This window comes from Peribacillus sp. Bi134, assembly GCF_918698065.1.
Taxonomy (GTDB): domain Bacteria; phylum Bacillota; class Bacilli; order Bacillales; family DSM-1321; genus Peribacillus.
This window is the reverse complement of the sequence record NZ_CAKKLN010000010.1, coordinates 137,501-151,272: the sequence shown is the minus strand read 5'-3', so window position 1 is coordinate 151,272 and position 13,772 is coordinate 137,501. Positions and strand designations below refer to the sequence as shown.

The following is a 13,772-nucleotide window of genomic DNA, read 5'->3' as shown; positions in this document are numbered from 1 at the left end:
CTGATGCTGAGATTTGCTTTACAGCGGAATTAACTTTTGTTTTATGGATAATGGTTCATTTGTTTTAATATAGAAGCTTTTAGAAACACACCATTTTACGTGATATCCTATCCTATTGTATATCTCGTAAATCTACATCTCGGACTTTGAGTTATTACAAAAAAACTAAGTTCCGATAATATATAGTTATTTGAATGAAGCCAATAACTCCTTTCCTCAATCAAAATCACTTTAGTAGTGATGATAATTTTTGCTCTACCCACTTACTCATACTGATTCCTTCTTCTTCAGCTAACTCTGCCATACTTTCTAATAGATCAATAGGTAATTCCAAACTAGTTTTTCGATAGGAACTTCGAAAAATTAGGTGACCCTCTTCATGGTAGATGTCTCCTTTTATTGAAAATGGCAGGATATCCTCTGCAAAGAAACCCTTTGTAGTTAATGGTCTTTCCCCTGCACGGATGAAGAACAGGATCGTGTGATCCTGTTCCCTCAATCGTATGTTTTCCATTCCCCACGTTTCATATAAATAGTCCAGGAATGGATAAAGGACAACAGCATCCTTCGGAATTTCTAGCTGTACATAGCCATTATACTCCAAAGTGGATTGATGAATGGGATAGACCGGCTTTAACTGATACTCCCTTATCCCTTCTTCAAATGGCAACCATTTTTGAATATTGGCTAAGTAAAAAAACCATTCATGGTCCTTGTTCCGTATAACACGTGCTTCAGGAACCTTGCTTGAATGAAATTTCTGAAATAAGACAATATCGTGACTAGGATAATAATACTCAAATCGTTTTGGGCGTTGAGATTCAGATGGTTTCAGTAATCCGGTGGCTTCCTCATATGCTGTTTCTGATATGACATAAATCGTCCTCTCATCACCATAAGGGACAGCCTTAGCTTTATTGAAACATCTTGGATATACTTATAAACACTTTGTACTGATAACCCCAATTTCTTTGCCACATCATTGGGACTCATACCAGTAGGTAAAGATTGCTTTTCATACACTAATCGATCCTATTCCGCTTTTTCATAACGGGCCTCTTTATGGAATCGATGTGGGTCCAAATTTTAATAATTTTCTTCTGCTTTCCGTAATGGTAGACAGTTGCCTTGGATACTCCTAATAAATCAGCCACTTCTTTTTGTGTATACCATTCCACTTCATCCCCCTCCCATCCTTCTTGATTATCCGTTACTGTTATGGGAACATCCCGTTGGTTCCCATTCGTCAAATAAGACTGCTTCCGCCTGGCCAAATTTTACACGTATTGGAGAAGACGTGGGTGTTCAATCACTTCCAAAATCACGCCTTCTTTTTTTTCAAATTGTTTAAAGAAGTGAAAACTCTCTGGGTCTTCTTCTTCCGTACATGTTTGGAGAACATAAACCGTTTCCCCCATTTCATAAGATGCAGTCTGCGTGACTTTTTCATAGTTTAGTTTATTCATTATTTGTCTATTCACCCTTTATCTTTTATTGCTATATTATTATAATTTTTGAATCTAATTATATACTAATTATGTGTGACCTAAATAAAGATAGGATTTATTTAGGACCTCATACCTTTAGGGATGCTTTTTCCATCATTTCTCACTTAATTGGAGTGGATGTCTATCAGATTATGAAGAGTCTGGGCCATGAGCAGCTTTCCACTTCAGAGATATATTTGGAGAAAGTTTTTGAAAAAGAACGCCATGCGATTCATTTGTGGTTTGGGGAGTATATATAGAAGAATATCTTCATATTCAGAGGGGTTTTTGTGATTTTTGGCGCACTCTTAAAAGATCCAGTTTCTAAAATGGTTTAAAGATTTAAGAAATGAAAAATAGTCCAGATTTAATAAAAGATAATTCCACACCTACATCTAATTCATGTATGTTTACTTTTTTTATAAAGAAAGAAAAAAATAAAAGAGGGAGAACAAATCATCTGGATGACTTGTTCTCCCTCTTTTTTAGAATCCCTTAGGTAGGCAGGACGAAGGAATGATAGGGCCTGGGAGGGAAAGCCACCAGGGGCGGCGTTGGAAAATGTTCATAACAAGTTAAAAAATGGAGTTCTAATATTTAGTTTAAAAAACTCGAATTCAAATATTTAATTCTTCTCCCCGAACTCTTTTCCTGCTGATTTTTTATCCTTTATTTTAAAAGAAATGAGGAAGCTAATTAATGAAAGTACAGCGATAACAATAAATGAGATTTGCGCGCCATACATATCAGGATGTACTATCTCGGGACGCTGCTGAGCATTTTCGGTAGCTGTTGTCATTACAGTAACAAGTATTGCTGTACCTACAGATGCGGCAATCATTTTCATCGTATTATCCATTGCTGCACCATGGGCAATTAACCGTTTAGGCAGCTGGTTTAAGGCGGCAGTTGAAACAGGCATCATAACCATGGCTAATCCGAACATCCGTATACTGTACATTACCATTATAAATGTAAAACTTGTCGAAGGACCAACATCCATAAAAGTAAAGGAGGAAGCGGTTATGAGGAGTAATCCGCCAATAACCAGCCACCTGGCTCCAATCCGGTCAAAAATACGTCCAATGAACGGGGACATTATTCCGGTAATAAGTGCTCCTGGAAGTATGGCTAATCCAGCTTCAAACGCAGTAAATCCTCGCATGTTTTGCATAAATAGCGGGATGAGCGTTTCGGCACCTATCAGACCCATAAAGGTAATGGCACCAATAATAATGGCAAGCGGGAATAATGAATACGTGAACACACGGAACTCCAACATTGGATGCTTCAATCGCAATTGCCTTTTGATAAACCAAACAAGTGAAATTGTTCCAATGCCTAGGGATATAATGGTACTCTCGTCTGTCCATCCATAATTACCAGCAGCTGTAAATCCATACAATAATCCACCGAAACCTACGGAAGATAAAACAATCGAAAGCACATCCACTTTTGGCCGTGTAACTTCTGTTACATTTTTTAGAGCGAAGAACGCAACTATAATATCAATAATAGCAATTGGAAGAATGATAAAGAATAACACCCTCCATGAGTAGGTCTCCGTAACCCAGCCAGATAAAGCCGGACCAATAGCCGGCGCGAAGGAAATGACCAGACCGACCAGTCCCATGGCTGCACCCCGTTTATGAACAGGGAAAATCATTAAGAAGACTGTTTGCATTAACGGGAGCATAATTCCGGCTCCGCTCGACTGAATCATCCGCCCTAGCAGCAGCATTCCAAAATTTGGAGCTAGCCCCGCTACCAATGTACCAATAGCAAAAATCCCCATCGCGGAAAGGAAAAGCTGTCTGGTGGTAAAGCGCTCCAGTAAAAACGCGCTAACAGGGATCATGATCCCATTAACCAGCATAAAAACTGTTGTTAGCCACTGTGCACTATTTGCCGTAACATTCATCTCCTCCATTACAGGAGGAATGGCGGTAATCATTAATGTTTGATTCAAGATCGCAATGAATGTACCCGCAAGCAAAAGAGCAACAATTGTTGTCTGTTTACGATTTGTTGAACTCAATTATGGTCCCCCTTTACGATTTGGAAAAAAACATACTTTTGTAGATTACACGAATCCACATCAGATTTCCAGTAATTTGCTGTTAAAAATAAAAACAATAAAGTCGGCATTAAATAATTACTTTCCCTACAAAAAATAGGGGATCTCCTTTGAAGAACAGGCTGCAAATGATGTCAGTTTTGGCCTATTTAAAGGGTTGCTGTTGAGCCAGACACGTTAGCACCTTCAAAAGTCACTCCCTTTTAAGAGCAGATCAAATAGCGGCAGCAGACATCAAAACAATCTTATCAAGTGATCGACTTTTATTGCATAAAAAGCGCGCTTAACTGGCTATAATCACCATTGCAATTACGTTGCGATATTTGCTTAACGTACATTTCCGCGTTTTGATACCGTAGTCCCTATGATCTAAAAGCGAATGATACTTTTTTAATTTTGTTCAGCAATTTGGCCATTATCTACAGTATGTTTTTCCGCCATATTCATAGTTTTTTATAAATAAAATAGAAGAAAGTCGTCAAATTCAAAGTAGTTTTGCTGTATTATGGACTCTATTGAATGGCGCTCTCTTAAAAGATCCATAAATGGTTTAAAAATTAAAGATATGAAAAATAGTCCAGATTTAAACCTATACTAGTGAATATAATTGAGAAATTACCCCCTTGCAGATACGATAACCCTAGAATTTCCCGTTAATTTAACTCTCCTATTTAATTCGTTTAAGAGCTCAATATTTTCTTTATCCCTCCTGCAAATAAAAAGCACCCAATTTAATGGATGCTTAGATTTCCTTTCTTTCGTAATCTTATTTCAAATTTATCACTGAAAAATTCATTTGCATTAAAAATAGTACTAATGTCTGAAATATCACCTATGTTCACAATTAAGGCTTCATCAACTTCTTGATCTGTGAGAACTATGCGATATTCATATTGATTTTCAAAGTATTTATCTTTCCAAAAATAAATATCAGTCCCTTGATTTTTATAAGAGCTCATCCTAGCTGAGGAATTGATGTTATAATCATCATATTTTACCAACCCCCCTCTGTAAGCATAACCTTTTTCATTGAGTGTTCTAGTAATTCTGTCAATAAATTGCGATGGGGTAACAAAAATTAAGCTATCTCCGAACTCCCTGATCATTTTATCGATTTGTTCATTAGGTAAATCAAATTTGGTATAGTAATATTTTTCATCCTCCTTAACCACTTTTAACATATCGCCGACAATTGCAAACATACAATATAATGGTCTTTTTTTATTTATATTTTTTCTGAAATTCATTTTTTTAGTCCGCCCCGACATTATTAATTCATTGGTATCTTGAGTAAAGAAATTCATTGTTAATTCCGTAAAAACATGAGCTGCTTCAAATTTGTCTCCTACACCTTTTTCACCTGAAGCACTTTCTATATCAATATACTTTTTGAAATTATTCATATATAAATCTCCAGACAAAAAACTTTCCACAAAAGGTGTGAACTTTATAAATCCAAAAACTTGACCTTTAAATCCAACGTCTGATATTTTCATACTCTTCATTCCCTCCTATTTGACTACTAAATTCGACAAAAGGGACTATTAAGGAACGTTTACTGTTAGTGAACATGTAAGAATGTATGCCTAGTTTACAAAGAATATACTTCATTAAAAAACGCTTATCCAAAGGATAGACAGTCTTTCTTCTATACAGTCTTCTTTTTAACCTCTCCTGATTTCATAATCTCTCCCCAATAAAAAAAGCACCCAATTTAACTGATGCCCTCATTTTATCTCGTTCATTTCATCAATAAAATCCTTGTAGAAACGACTCAAAATGTAATGTTCTTGACACCTGGGCTTTACCCTTTCCCATTTCATTCTTATTTCTAGTTAGCCTAAAAACACTTCTCCTGCTTCCAAATTAAAACCACAGTTAACCGTTTAAAAAAGTTATGTTAAAAAACGTTCACTAAAAGCAAAGACCATTAATTTCCTTCGAGTGAGGATTAACTAGCATCTAAATAATTTATAGATGAATTTTATGATTTTGGGCAGTCTTCACATGTTGGTGAAGTTATCCTTGTTTCATATGCATTGCTTTAATGCCACGTTATCATTCAGCATATATGCTCCGAAAAAATACGAAATAAACACTATCCACTTTTATTGTAGGGTCCAATATCCTTTTTCAAATTTAATTAAAGCAGGAATCGTGAATTACCGAATATCATTACGGCAGGGTACTGTATAATAGAAAAATAAGTTTACATGTTTTAAATGCCAATTACATAGCATTCAGCTTATTTAAACTAAAACTTAGCTACATATCGTTAGAAAGGTTGGTAATTATTGTGAGTATAAATCCAAATATGGTGGAGATAGCCTCCCTCCTAGGAGAAACGTCACGTGCAACAATACTTGCAAGTTTACTGGATGGGCGTTTTCATACTGCAGGTGAATTAGCATTGATGGCTGTAATAACACCTCAAACCGCCAGCTTTCACCTTTCTAAATTAGTGGAAGGTAACCTTGTTAAAGTTGAAAAACACGGACGACATCGTTACTATCAGCTAGCAAATGGAGAAATTGCGCACATTTTAGAATCGTTTCTTGCCATTTCCCCACCTCCTCAAGTTCGGTCGTTAAAACAATCAAGCCAAGTTAAAATGCTTCAGGAAGCCAGAACTTGCTATGATCATTTGGCAGGAAAACTAGGAGTCCAATTAACTGAATCGATGTTGAAGGCCGGATATTTGAAAAAAGAAGAGAGAGAGTTTACAGTTACACCCAAAGGAGATCATTTTTTTTCTGAATTCGGCATCGATTTACTTGATTTAAGAAGAAAACGCCGTTCATTTTCCCACTCATGTTTAGACTGGAGTGAACGTCACCATCATCTTGGCGGAGCTTTAGGAAATGGGCTCCTTACACATTTTTTTGATTTAGGCTGGATAGTCCGTGTTCCATCTATTCGCGCAGTAAAAGTAACACCTAAAGGGAAAGAAGGATTTAAGACGTTTTTTGTATAGAGGTATAATTTAATAATCCCTCATGGTGAAAAAGAAAAGGGCTCTTTTCTTTTTCACCATGAGGGATTTTCTGTCTTTAGCAGCTTAGAACAATCAATACGATTACTATAAAGCTCTTTTAATAAATTTATTTTCCTTTTGGAAATTGCTATTTACAAGATAGATGCCAATGATGATAAACAGTCCGCCAATTAAGAGTGAAGTGTATATCTGTTCACCTAATAGTGCCCACCCTGATAAAACACCGAAGAAAGGTGCCAAAAATAAAAAGGCACTTGTTTTTCCTGGATCACTCTTTTGTAAAAGGTAATACCAAACAGCAAATTGAACGATCGATGACATGATACTTAACCATAATAAAATGAACAACGAATTGCCTTTCATTATGAAAAATGGTTTTTCAAGAATAAAGCTGCCTAGTAAAAGCAGTAAACCCCCAAAAAGCATCTGATAGGCAGATAATACCCATGTATCGGAAATCGCTCCCCATTTTTTCGCCAATAAAGTGGAAATGGCCCAGAAAACAGAAGAAAGAATACCGAAAAGAATACCGACCTTAAATTCAAGTTGCGCTCCCATCGTTATAATTACTCCGACTAATCCTAATAAAACACCAATCCATTGATATAGTTTATAGCGTGTTTGTGAAAAGATCGTACCGAAAACAACAACAAGCAACGGGTTCGTGAATGTAAGAATGGAGGATTCACTTGCTGTAATCGTGCGTAAACTCAGGAAAATGCACCCCATTACTCCGGCTGTTTGAAAAGTGCCGATAATGAGCATTTTTATCCAATCCCCTTTAGAGTTTGGATGCGGTCTTTTTAAAAAGATTACGATCATCGCCATTATGAGTCCGGCAAGTGTGAAGCGTAATGCTGCTAATAATAATGGAGATGAATAAGATAGACCAATTTTAACTACTGCAAAAGAAGAACCCATTAAAAATGTCGTTAAAAGTATCAACACTGTAAATTTGTAAACATTCATTTTTTTATCTCCTGACATATTTAAATGACCAATCTACAGATAGTATAGCCGGTGATTATTTCAGCTCTCATCGAAATATGGAATACAAGTGGATCAAACTTAATGGTATCGACATATCATAGGGAATCTTCATAGTTTAATTGATATAAGTAACCTCTTTAAATCATCGTATTCATCTTTTAAATCAACTTAAAAAATAGAGGTAACCTCATCCTACTTTTCATATATTTCTAGAGGCAAATCATCCGGATCACAAAAAAAAGTAAACCATTTTCCTGTTAACTCATCAACACGGATAGGTTCGACTGGAATGTTTTCGTTTTCTAAATCTTCAATCGCTTGATTAATATCTTCCACTTCAAAAGCAAGATGTCTAAGCCCTCTAGCTTCAGGATAACTAGGACGATGGGGGCTATCAGGAAATGAGAATAATTCCAGCTGATATTCCCCTCCGACGATAAGATCCAATTTATACGATTTCCTTTCTGACCGATATGTTTCCTTCTCAATATCACACCCTAAAATATTTACATAGAAGTTCTTTGACTTTTCATAATCGGAACAAATTATTGCTACATGATGTATTTTTTTTACCTTCATTTGAGTCCTCCCTAAGAACATTGATTATTTTTATAAACTAATTTTACCAAAGTTATACATTAATAAAAACTTAGATTTCAGTGCCTCCTTCGGACTCCACTAGTACATCCATTTTCCTTTCACCGGATATAGGTCTTAACACTACTCCAAATAGATTAATTGCAGCACATAGAAAAATTGTATATTTTAATCATGAAAAATACCCTGGCCTTACTGTATGAATATATTGATAATATCGTATGAAAAAAAGCCCTGTTAACTGAATTCAGTAACATCAGGCTTTTCAAGATAGTAGCTGGCAGACTTATTTCACTCTCTATATACCATTTCGAACAAACTTTTTTAAATCCTAACGCCCACTTTTGCCTTCATTTATAGCAATCTATTTTACAGCTGGAATTGTTTGTGGATTTTCTGATATGGAATTTTCCTTACCCGATTTCAAGGTCATAAAAGCGATAAAACAAACGACTCCGAATGAAACCAATAACCAAACAGCTCCATTAAACGATCCATCGAAAGCGTCTATGACAAAACCGATCGTTAAAGGAGCGATAAAGCCAGCCACTTGCATCCCTAAATTGACCACTCCCACTGCAGAACCTCCGATTGCTTCCGGTAAATACTTTAGCGGCAGACTAAAAATGATAGTGGATAAGGCTGCGGAAAATATAGGTATAATGGATTGATAGATGATAACTCCCGTTACCGTTTCTGCATGAAACATGAGATACACGAATAATGCTAGACCTAATCCACTAAAGCCCCCTATCCATTTTTCCCGACCAACTTTCACTTTATCCAGTACATAACCGGCGATAATATAGAAAGCCACAGACGCTATTGCAGGGATCATCTGTAAAAGACCCATGGAGATTAAATTCAGGCCACGTTCCTGCACCAAGTAAGTCGGCATCCATGACATCACTCCCCAGCTGACGAAACCATATGCAAACGAGGCAGCCATCAAACTAAGGACCAAGGGGGTTTTAAACAGCTTAATAAAAGAACCTTTGACAGGAACTTCCGTTAAGGAATCTACTTCTCGCGGGCCCTGACTCCCTACTCTTGGTTTTAATAAGAACAAATATAGCAACCCAATCGTAAACCCGAAAATCCCAATAATGCCAAACATCATCCTCCATCCGATACTAACAAGCAGAGTGGCTGCTAGAATGGGTGAAATGACACCTGCAACAGTGAGTGCGGAAAGAAACAAAGACATTGCCCGGGATCGCTTTTCTTCCGCAATGGACACTGCTATCATTTTGGCCCCAGCAGGAAAGAAACTTCCTTCCCCCAATCCGAACATAAAACGAATGACCAGCAACGAAACAAAAGACCATGCCAATCCTGTCAGACTGGTAAAAATGGTAAAACTAAAGACAGAGACAATCAGAACGATTCTAGCGCCGAAACGATCGGCCATCCAGCCGCCGGGGATCTGCATTATCGCATATCCTAAAAAGAAGACGCTTAATATCAGACCTGTGGAGGATGCGCTCAATTGGAGGTCATCGGATATATGGACAATCCCGTAATTAATGACAAAGCGATCCAGTGCCGAGAACAAATTACCTGCAAAAAGTAATAACAAAATCATTTTTGGATTTTGACCGAATGCTAATTTGTTCACTAGCATAGCCCCCTAGTTTAGCTTTAATTTTCATCGCGATTCTTTAAACTCTAAGGAAACAGGATCATGGAGTATCTAATGTCGAGGATGCGGGTTCAAAGATAATCGGTGCTCTTAAGTCAAACATATAGGATTTCCTTTTTTGATTATACGCAGTAAATTTCCGGTAAGAAATTAAGTAGTCTTTACCTTTTCTTGTCCATATACTGGGTTTCCATCTATGAAGGTGGCCAGAATTGCTATGTCCTTAATTTCTTCTGGATGAACAGCTGTAGGGTCAGTCTCGAGAATGGTAAAGTCTGCTTGTTTTCCAATTTCTATGCTGCCTGATCGTGACTCATCAAAATTTAGTTTTGCGCCAAAAATAGTCATCGACTTTAAAGCTGTTTCTACATCAATGCGCTGTTCTGGGCCTAAAACATGACCTTCTCTCGTTATTCTATTAACTGCAGCCCATACTGAAAATAGGGGTGAGATTGGGGTAATTGGACAATCGGAATGCAGGGTGAACAATAAATTGTGTGCAACAGCTTCAGCTAACGGACTTATACGTCTTCCACGCTCCGGACCCAGGAAAATTTGTTTATGCCTGTCTCCCCAATAATATACATGATTGATGAAGAAGGATCCGGCTATATCAAGTTCCCTCATCTTCATGATGTCCTCGGTGGTCGCAGTTTGGACATGTTCGATTCTATGGCGATGCCCTGTACGAGGGCTATTGGATAAAGCATATTCATATGCCGCTAATATCGAGCCGATCGCACGATCCCCGTTTCCATGCGTTGTGATCCTAAATCCTCGTCTGTGCAGGTCTAAGACTTCTTCATTAAATGCTTCCTGCTGATGAATGAGATCTCCGTATACATCTTGATTTTGATAATATGGAAGACGTAAAGCTCCTGTTAATCCTTGGATGGAGCCGTCCTGAAACATTTTTGCGCTATCTAATTTAACCCGTCCCCCAGACCTTTCCCTGAGTTCCAGGTCCAATTGAGCTGGAGAATAACCCCCGAATGGCTCTCCTTCACGAAGCTGCTGATGCATGATCATCAGTCTCGTTCGCATCGGATTAATTTTTTGTTCAGCCGCTTTAAGATGAACCTCTAAATCTTCCAAATTATTAAATCCAACTGCAGCATCTGTATTCGTGGTAATTCCTTGAGCGACATAATCTTTTGAAGCCTTTCCTATCATGTCAACCTGTTGCCCAATTGTCATTTGCGGTATGTGATTATTTATTGGTGCCATTGCCGCTGGTTCATAAATTACCCCATTAAGTCTTCCGTTCTCATCCCGTCCATAATGTCCGCCCTGGGGATCAGAAACATCATCAGTTAAACCTGCGAATTGCAAGGCAAGCGAATTTACTGCGGATAAGTGCCCTGAAGTGTGTGTGATGACTACAGGGTTATTTGGCGAAACCTTATCTAAATCAATCCGAGTAACATGGCGCTTTTCATACAAAAGCGTATCATCATAGCCATATCCCTTTACCCATTCGCCATCGGGAGTGTCTTTTGCTTTTGCACCAATCACCTCTAAAATATCTTTTATGGATTGATTGGGCGGTGTACCGCAGTTCACCTGTCCCATCGTTAATCCATACATTAAAATATGGTTATGAGTATCGATAAAGCCTGGAATTAGGGTGGATCCCTTTAAATCTACAACATCAGTACTTGCTGTAATCTCCACTGCACTTTTAGGTGGCTCACACTCATCCCAAATCCCGACAATTTTCCCATCTGCTACAGCAATTGACCTAGCCCGGCGATTCCTGTTATCTAGAGTCAGCACATTTGCATTTTTAAATAAAAGATCGATTTTTATCATAAAATAAAGTCCCTCCCTTTTTTTGGTTTTAAATCCACTTCATTTCGTCATAGTACTAACTTGGCAAACTGACAGATAGAAATACTGAATAGATAGGGCAAATACTTACAAGTCAATCAGGAGTAAAATGACACATCCTTTCTAGAATGAAACAATAGATTTACCCCATTTTACTAGTGGTGTTAACATCACGTCGTCCGAACCAGTATAAAAGGCATAGTTACATTAAAACATTTAAATTTATAATTTTCAATATTTTCTAAAAATAACAATAAATATAAGTCGATAGATTATTATGTAACTAAAAGGTAGGGTTTCGGAATGTATCACTATATCTACATTTTAAATCCTTATACATTTATATGTAAAAAAAAGCCCTCCAGTATGATTTGGGTGTATGAACACCACTCATCTTACAGAAGAAGCTCTATTGATTGGCACCTCAAACCTAATTTGACTGATTAAGAGACCGAGCGAATAATCCTTAAAATTTATACTGCGGTATATCCGCCGTCCACAATAAGACTTGTGCCTGTAACAAATGATGCATCGTCACTTGCGAGGAAGAGAACGGCTTTCGCCACTTCTTCCGCCCTGCCTAAACGGCCGATTGGATGTAAATCGATCAAACCTTGTCTTATTTCACCTTGTGCTTCGGCAATAAGTGGTGTATCTATATATCCAGGGCAAACTGCATTGACACGAATGCCATCTTTCGCATAGGTCGAACCTAACGTTTGTGTTAACAGTTTGACCCCGCCTTTCGCAGCAGAATAGGCTGTTACCCCCGGTTTCCCTGCATGGCTATGGATGGAGCCTGTATTGACAATGGCGCCGCCAGTAGATTGTTTTTGCATTTGCTCTATCGCATATTTATCGGATAGGAAGACACCGGATAAATTAATATCAATCGTTTTTTGCCATTGCTCGTAGCTTAACTCATGAATGTTTCCGTCTCTTGCAATTCCTGCGTTTGCGAACATGATATCCAGTTTTCCATATTTATTAACCGTCTCTTCGATCATATTCTTTACGTCATTTTCATTCGTCACGTCAGTTTTAACAAAAAGAGTATCATACCCTTTTCCATTTAACTCTTCTGACACAGCCTGTCCATGATCAGCAAAATCGGCAATGACCACCTTTGCTCCTTCTTCTGCAAATAATTGAGCCGTGCTTGCTCCAATCCCGCTTGCTCCCCCTGTTACGATTGCCACTTTATTTTCTAATCTCATCTCTAAACACTCCTTAGTTTTTAGTTTCTAATATCCGTTAGAAAAGTAGTTTTTTTAGCGTGCAGTCGCTCCGCCATCTATCACAAATTCAGTACCCGTCGTATAGGAAGATTCGTCCGAGGCAATGAAAAGCACTGTATTCGCCACATTTTTGACGCTGCCCAGATGTCCCAACGGGAATTCTTTACCCAATTCATCTTTTATACTGCCAGTTTGTTCAGATGCATAGTCCGCCATCCCGGTATCGATATATCCTGGATGAATCGAGTTTACACGGACCCCTTTGGAAGCATACTCGATGGCAGCATCTTTAGTCATTGTCCGGACCGCTCCCTTGCTTGCACCGTATAAAACATGACCAGGGGCGCCAATCAAGCCTGCAATGGAAGAAGCGTTAATGACTGAACCTTTATTTTGTTTCGCCATCAGTGGCATAATATGTTTCATTCCCAAGAATACGCCGGTCACGTTAATCGACATGAGACGATTCCATTCCTCCAGTTCTTTCTCCGCAACCGGTTTAATGATATAAATACCCGCATTGTTGAACAGAACATCCACCTTATCAAAAGTATTAATCGTTTCCTTTGCAACCCTTTTCCAATCTTCTTCATTGCTGACATCATGACGGATGAATAGCGCCTCTCCGCCAATTGCCTGAATGTCTTTCACAGCTTGGTCACCTGATTCCTGGTTTATATCAGTGATGACGATTTTTGCTCCCTCCCTAGCAAATAACAAAGCTGTTTCTTTCCCTATTCCTGTACCCCCGCCTGTAATGATGGCCACTTTGTTTTCAAGTCTCATCATATTACCCCTTTTCTTATTTACTACGCAACAGATTCCTTGAGCACCAGAGATCTCCATCCATAGAGGTTCTCCCTAGACAAGTAAATAAAGCTAACTTTAACAATTGTCCACCACTTTAAATGGAATG

At 38.1% G+C, this 13,772-nt stretch carries 12 protein-coding genes; 1 reads left to right on the top strand and 11 read right to left on the bottom strand.

Going from position 1 to position 13,772, the window contains the following annotated elements:
* Positions 1–226 precede the first annotated feature (226 nt).
* From LQ188_RS22565 to LQ188_RS22545, 5 genes are all read right to left on the bottom strand, one after another.
* Complete coding sequence (locus LQ188_RS22565) at positions 227–670, bottom strand: hypothetical protein (RefSeq protein WP_230178359.1); 444 nt, start codon at positions 668–670, stop codon at positions 227–229.
* A 352-nt stretch (positions 671–1,022) separates the two neighbouring features.
* Positions 1,023–1,250: a helix-turn-helix domain-containing protein gene (locus LQ188_RS22560; RefSeq protein WP_230178357.1), complete on the bottom strand. Its 228-nt coding sequence runs from the start codon at positions 1,248–1,250 to the stop codon at positions 1,023–1,025.
* 27 nt (positions 1,251–1,277) lie between these two features.
* On the bottom strand, positions 1,278–1,466 hold the full coding sequence (locus tag LQ188_RS22555; protein WP_230178356.1) for a hypothetical protein: 189 nt from the start codon (positions 1,464–1,466) through the stop codon (positions 1,278–1,280).
* Positions 1,467–2,112: 646 nt separating this feature from the next.
* Positions 2,113–3,525 carry a DHA2 family efflux MFS transporter permease subunit gene (locus tag LQ188_RS22550; RefSeq protein WP_063592934.1) on the bottom strand — a complete coding sequence of 471 codons (1,413 nt, stop codon included), beginning with the start codon at positions 3,523–3,525 and terminating at the stop codon, positions 2,113–2,115.
* 770 nt (positions 3,526–4,295) lie between these two features.
* Positions 4,296–5,060: a hypothetical protein gene (locus tag LQ188_RS22545; RefSeq protein WP_063592933.1), complete on the bottom strand. Its 765-nt coding sequence runs from the start codon at positions 5,058–5,060 to the stop codon at positions 4,296–4,298.
* Between the two features lie 800 nt (positions 5,061–5,860).
* On the opposite strand from LQ188_RS22545, the gene LQ188_RS22540 reads away from it, so the two are divergent.
* Complete coding sequence (locus tag LQ188_RS22540; RefSeq protein WP_230178355.1) at positions 5,861–6,538, top strand: helix-turn-helix transcriptional regulator; 678 nt, start codon at positions 5,861–5,863, stop codon at positions 6,536–6,538.
* Positions 6,539–6,643: 105 nt separating this feature from the next.
* Here the strand turns inward: LQ188_RS22540 and LQ188_RS22535 are convergent, their stop codons facing one another.
* The 6 genes from LQ188_RS22535 to LQ188_RS22510 all read right to left on the bottom strand — a co-directional run bounded on the left by LQ188_RS22535 (position 6,644) and on the right by LQ188_RS22510 (position 13,642).
* Positions 6,644–7,528, bottom strand: coding sequence for a DMT family transporter (locus LQ188_RS22535; RefSeq protein WP_230178354.1), 885 nt, complete (start codon positions 7,526–7,528; stop codon positions 6,644–6,646).
* Positions 7,529–7,741: 213 nt separating this feature from the next.
* Complete coding sequence (locus LQ188_RS22530) at positions 7,742–8,128, bottom strand: VOC family protein (protein WP_230178353.1); 387 nt, start codon at positions 8,126–8,128, stop codon at positions 7,742–7,744.
* A 382-nt stretch (positions 8,129–8,510) separates the two neighbouring features.
* Positions 8,511–9,764 carry an MFS transporter gene (locus tag LQ188_RS22525; RefSeq protein ID WP_230178352.1) on the bottom strand — a complete coding sequence of 418 codons (1,254 nt, stop codon included), beginning with the start codon at positions 9,762–9,764 and terminating at the stop codon, positions 8,511–8,513.
* Between the two features lie 174 nt (positions 9,765–9,938).
* A complete protein-coding gene (locus tag LQ188_RS22520) occupies positions 9,939–11,600 on the bottom strand; it encodes an amidohydrolase (RefSeq protein ID WP_230178351.1) in 1,662 nt (553 codons plus the stop codon).
* A 491-nt stretch (positions 11,601–12,091) separates the two neighbouring features.
* Positions 12,092–12,835 (bottom strand): glucose 1-dehydrogenase, encoded by a 744-nt coding sequence (locus LQ188_RS22515; RefSeq protein ID WP_076368734.1) that lies wholly within the window; start codon positions 12,833–12,835, stop codon positions 12,092–12,094.
* Positions 12,836–12,889: 54 nt separating this feature from the next.
* Complete coding sequence (locus LQ188_RS22510; protein ID WP_230178421.1) at positions 12,890–13,642, bottom strand: glucose 1-dehydrogenase; 753 nt, start codon at positions 13,640–13,642, stop codon at positions 12,890–12,892.
* Between the last annotated feature and the right edge of the window lie 130 nt (positions 13,643–13,772).

Coding starts and splice junctions, on each gene's coding strand:
- LQ188_RS22555 (WP_230178356.1), bottom strand. CDS start 1,466: ATGAATAAACTAAACTATGAAAAAGTCACGCAGACTGCATCTTATGAA.
- LQ188_RS22545 (WP_063592933.1), bottom strand. CDS start 5,060: ATGAAAATATCAGACGTTGGATTTAAAGGTCAAGTTTTTGGATTTATA.
- LQ188_RS22535 (WP_230178354.1), bottom strand. CDS start 7,528: ATGAATGTTTACAAATTTACAGTGTTGATACTTTTAACGACATTTTTA.
- LQ188_RS22530 (WP_230178353.1), bottom strand. CDS start 8,128: ATGAAGGTAAAAAAAATACATCATGTAGCAATAATTTGTTCCGATTAT.
- LQ188_RS22520 (WP_230178351.1), bottom strand. CDS start 11,600: ATGATAAAAATCGATCTTTTATTTAAAAATGCAAATGTGCTGACTCTA.
- LQ188_RS22515 (WP_076368734.1), bottom strand. CDS start 12,835: ATGAGATTAGAAAATAAAGTGGCAATCGTAACAGGGGGAGCAAGCGGG.
- LQ188_RS22510 (WP_230178421.1), bottom strand. CDS start 13,642: ATGAGACTTGAAAACAAAGTGGCCATCATTACAGGCGGGGGTACAGGA.